This is a genomic window from Planktotalea sp. (assembly GCF_039984035.1).
In the GTDB taxonomy this organism is placed as follows: Bacteria; Pseudomonadota; Alphaproteobacteria; order Rhodobacterales; family Rhodobacteraceae; genus Planktotalea.
On sequence record NZ_JBDWVM010000371.1, the window covers coordinates 1 to 4,642 of the forward strand.

Sequence of the window (4,642 nt, forward strand, 5' to 3'; positions counted from 1 at the left end):
AGCGAACTCAATTGAAGGCGGAACAAGCGAAGTGATGCTCAGCATCGTATCGCGCCGCGTTCTTGGACTACCGGGGTAATCGACATGGCAAAATTGGTAATGACCGAAGAAGAAACCATGTTGGCTGATATGGCCCGTGTGTTTCTGGATGGCGCTATGCCCGTGAGCAAATTGCGTGAAATGCGCGATACGGGTCAAACGCATGACGCGGTGCTTTGGAAAGAAATGGCTGACATGGGTTGGACGGGCGTTTTGGTTCCTGAAAGCGCGGGTGGCTCTGACATGGGCTTCGCCGCAGCGAACGTGATCGCGGGTGAGATGGGCAAAACGCTAGCGGTTAGCCCGTTTTTGTCGAGCGCCGTGATCGCAGCAACAGCGCTGCGTCAGGTAAGCGATGAGCGCACGCATGCGGCTTTGGCGAGCATCGCCTCGGGTGATCTGACATATGCATTGGCTGTTGATGAAGGGATCAAGTTTGATCCCGACAACGCGCAGATGGAAGCGAAGGCAGATGGCAATGGCTTCCGCCTCACCGGCAAAAAGCAATTCGTCGTAGATGGTACAATGGCGGATCGTTTGCTTGTCCTCGCGCGTACGGACGATGGTTTGACGTTGTTCGATATTCCATCCGATCGTACAGGCATCAGCCGTGAGGCAAGCAACATGATCGATGCGCGCGATGCGGCTCGGATCACCTTTGAGGACGTCGAAGCGACTGGCGATGACGTTCTCGGTGCTGTGCACAGTGCGATGGATGTTTTGCAACCCGCACTTCACGCGGGTCAGGCAGCATTGGCTGCTGAAATGACCGGCCTCTCAGCAGGCGCATTTGGCATGACCGTCGAATACTTGAAGGAACGCAAGCAGTTCGGCGTTGAGATCGGTCGCTTCCAAGCGCTGCAACATCGCGCTGCGCATCTGTGGTGCGAAATTGAAGTCACATCCAGTGCGATCCTACATGCGGGTCGTAAGATGGACGAAGATATCGCCAATTCTGAACTGGCGGTTTCCTTAGCCAAGGCAAGGGCGACGCAAACTGCGATCCTTGCTGTTCAAGAGGGCGTTCAAATGCACGGCGGCGTTGGCATGACCGATGCTTTTGATATGGGTTTTTACATGAAACGCGCGCGAGTCGGCGCTGAATGGCTGGGTGATTACAGCTATCACGCCGAAAAAATCGCGGCACAAAGGGGCTTTTGATGGATATTCAAACTTTATTCGGACTTGAAGGTAAGGTCGCACTGGTCACAGGCGGCGCAACAGGCATCGGGCGTATGGCGGCCGAGGGTTTGATCCGCGCTGGAGCAACTGTTTTGTTGGCGAGCCGTAAAGGCGAAGCATGTGAAGCGGTTGCAGCTGAACTGAACGCGATGGGCGCAAGCGGCAAGGCGATTGGCTTTGCGGGCGACGTTGGCACCGAAGCAGGTGTCGATGCGCTGGTTGCCGCCGTAAAAGAACGCACCGACACGCTCGACATCTTGATGAACAACGCAGGTATCACATGGGGCGCGCCTTTGGGCGATTTCCCGTTCTCTGCGTGGTCCAAAGTGATGGACGTGAACGTCGCAGGCCTGTTCGATCTAACGCAGAAACTGCTGCCAATGCTCAAAGCCTCTGGCACTGTCGATGACCCTGCACGTGTTGTAAACGTAGGCTCCGTCATGGGCGAACGTGAAATGGGTGATGGCGCGTATAGCTATTCTGCCTCCAAAGCAGCAACAATGCACCTGAGCAAAATCTTGGCCAAAGAATTGGCGGGCGAAGCGATCACTGTGAACTCGCTTGCGCCGGGACCATTTGTCAGCCGTATGACAGCCTTTGCAACGCATGATGAAGAGATGCGCAGCAAGGTTGGTGATGATGTACCGCTCAAACGTGTTGGCCGTGATGAAGATATCGCTGGCTGTATGCTGTTCCTCTGTGGTCGTGGTGGCGCGTACATTACAGGCGCGGTTATTCCCGTCTCTGGTGGCATCAATGTCATGTCTGGCCCGAACATCTTCCAGCAGGCACTGCACTGATGGGCGACATTCGATTTGATGGCCGCGTGGCGATTGTCACGGGGGCGGGTGTCGGGCTTGGGCGCTCTCATGCGCTAGGGCTTGCTGCGCGTGGAGCTAAGGTCGTTGTTAACGATCTTGGTGTTTCGCGTGATGGCTCAGGGTCGACGTCAGAAGCATCTGAGGCTGTTGTTGCAGAAATCAAAGCAATGGGTGGTGAGGCCATCGCACATGGGTGCGATGTGTCTGATGAAGACGGCGTGAAAGACATGGTCGCGCAGGCCATGGACACATGGGGACGCATTGATATTTGCGTCAACAATGCTGGTATCCTTCTGGACAAGACATTCGGCAAAATGGAAATGTCGGCCTTTCGCAAGGTCATCGATGTACATCTGATTGGCTCTGCCAATGTTGCCCACGCCTGTTGGCCGATTATGCGCGAGCAGAAATACGGACGCATCGTTTTCACATCCTCCGGCTCTGGCCTTTATGGTAACTTTGGTCAGTCCAACTATGGTGCGGCCAAGGCTGCGATGATGGGTTTGATGAACGTGCTGCATATCGAAGGCGCGCGTGACAATATCCGTGTGAACACACTGGCCCCAACAGCGGCGACGCGGATGACGGAAGAGTTGTTTCCGCCTGAGACGGCTGAATTGCTCGCGCCTGAAACGATTACGCCTGGTTTGCTCTACCTCGTGTCCGAGGATGCGCCAAGCCACGTGATCCTAGGTGCAGGCGCAGGGAGCTTCGCGCAAACCCGTGTTTATGAGACCAAAGGCATCACGCTTTCGGATGAAGACAACACGCCAGAAACCATCGCGGCGCAATTTAATCAAATCACCGATCCGAGCAATCAGGTCGAAATGGCAGACGCCTTTGCTCAGACCAAAAAATACGCCCTCAATGCAGCGCAGGCCCGTGGCCTGAAGCTGGATTGGTAAATCAGAGTTTTATTTAGGAGATACCCCATGCGTGACGCAGTGATCGTATCAACAGCACGAACGCCCATCGGCAAAGCTTACCGAGGCGCCTTTAACAACACGACACCTCAAGAACTCGCAGGTCATGCCATTGAGCACGCGGTTGCACGCGCTGGCGTTGATCCGGCTAGCATCCAAGATGTCGTTCTCGGTGCGGCGCTGCAACAGGGGCATTCCGGTGGCAACATCGCGCGCCAAGCGGCGGTTCGCGCAGGTCTTCCTGTGAGCGTGGCTGGCATGTCTTTGGATCGCCAATGTGCCTCCGGCATGATGGCGATTGCGACGGCGGCTAAGCAGGTTGTCATGGATGGTATGGACGTTGTTGTTGGCGGCGGCGTTGAAAGCATTTCCATGGTTCAAACACCAGAAATGCGCGTGAAAGCCGACCCTTGGTTGATGGCGAATAAGTCTGACATCTACATGTCCATGTTGGAAACGGCTGAAACCGTTGCGGCGCGTTACGGCGTAAGCCGTGAAGTCCAAGACGAATATGCAGCGCAGTCCCAACTGCGCACGCATGAAGCCCAGCAAGCGGGCCGTTTCGATGCGGAAATCGTGCCGTTGAAATCTACGATGATGATGCAGGATCGCGAGACGAAAGAAGTGTCGCACCACGAAGTCACGTTGGAAAAAGATGAGGGCAACCGCCCTGGTACATCTGCAACCGACCTTGGTGGTTTGAAGCCCGTCTTTAAGGATGGGATGACGATCAAAGAAGGTAAGTTCATCACCGCTGGCAACGCGTCGCAACTGAGCGATGGTGCCTCTGCAAGCGTTGTGATGGAAGCGAAAGCGGCAGAAAAAGCCGGTCTAGAACCGCTTGGTCGTTACGTCGGTGTAATGGCCGCGGGTTGTGAGCCTGACGAAATGGGCATTGGTCCGATCTACGCTGTGCCACCACTTCTGAAAGCGCATGGGCTCAAGATGGATGACATCGGTCTTTGGGAACTAAACGAGGCTTTCGCGGTTCAGGTGCTGTATTCACGTGACCAATTGGGCATCCCAGATGAAATCCTGAACGTGGACGGTGGTGCGATTTCAATCGGTCACCCATACGGTATGTCCGGTGCGCGCATGGTTGGTCACGCGTTGATCGAAGGCAAACGCCGCGGTGCGAAGTACGTTGTCTGCACGATGTGTGTTGGCGGCGGCATGGGCGCTGCAGGGTTGTTCGAAGTCTTTTAAGACCTGAGCTGAAAAAATGGGGGGCGGAACGGACCGCCCTCTTTTACTCTAATTGATCACTTTACATCCTGACGCCGGAGACACCATGTCCAGAGACGATTCACATCTACCCGCCGCGCTGCAAGGTCTGCGCATTCCGCTGATCGCTTCGCCTTTGTTCATCATCTCTGTTCCGAAATTGGTGATTGCCCAGTGCAAGGCTGGTATTGTCGGTTCTTTCCCTGCACTCAATGCGCGGGAAGGCGAGGGGGAGCATCCACTCCTCGACACATGGCTCACGGAAATCAAGGAAGAGCTGGACCGTCACAATCAAGCAAACCCTGATCGCCCAGCGGCACCGTTTGCAATTAACCAGATTGTGCATCGATCCAATTCGCGGCTCGAACGCGATCTTGAGATTTGCGTGAAACACGAAGTGCCGATTTGGATCACTTCCCTCGGTGCACGCGTTGAGGTGAATGAAGCAGCGCA

The 4,642-nt window shown here is 55.2% G+C and carries 4 protein-coding genes and 1 pseudogene; all 5 read left to right on the top strand.

What is annotated here, in order from left to right; genetic code table 11:
- The first annotated feature begins 84 nt into the window (after window positions 1-84).
- Window positions 85-1,200, top strand: a complete 1,116-nt coding sequence (locus ABJQ89_RS16445; RefSeq protein WP_348497242.1) for an acyl-CoA dehydrogenase family protein — start codon at window positions 85-87, stop codon at window positions 1,198-1,200.
- On the top strand, window positions 1,200-2,021 hold the full coding sequence (locus tag ABJQ89_RS16450) for an SDR family NAD(P)-dependent oxidoreductase (RefSeq protein WP_348497243.1): 822 nt from the start codon (window positions 1,200-1,202) through the stop codon (window positions 2,019-2,021). Before ABJQ89_RS16445 ends, ABJQ89_RS16450 begins: the two co-directional genes overlap by 1 nt.
- Window positions 2,021-2,947 carry an SDR family NAD(P)-dependent oxidoreductase gene (locus ABJQ89_RS16455; RefSeq protein ID WP_348497244.1) on the top strand — a complete coding sequence of 309 codons (927 nt, stop codon included), beginning with the start codon at window positions 2,021-2,023 and terminating at the stop codon, window positions 2,945-2,947. Before ABJQ89_RS16450 ends, ABJQ89_RS16455 begins: the two co-directional genes overlap by 1 nt.
- 27 nt (window positions 2,948-2,974) lie before the next feature.
- On the top strand, window positions 2,975-4,171 hold the full coding sequence (locus ABJQ89_RS16460; RefSeq protein ID WP_348497245.1) for an acetyl-CoA C-acyltransferase: 1,197 nt from the start codon (window positions 2,975-2,977) through the stop codon (window positions 4,169-4,171).
- A gap of 85 nt (window positions 4,172-4,256) precedes the next feature.
- Window positions 4,257-4,642 (top strand): annotated as a pseudogene (locus tag ABJQ89_RS16465) (nitronate monooxygenase); the annotation flags it as partial.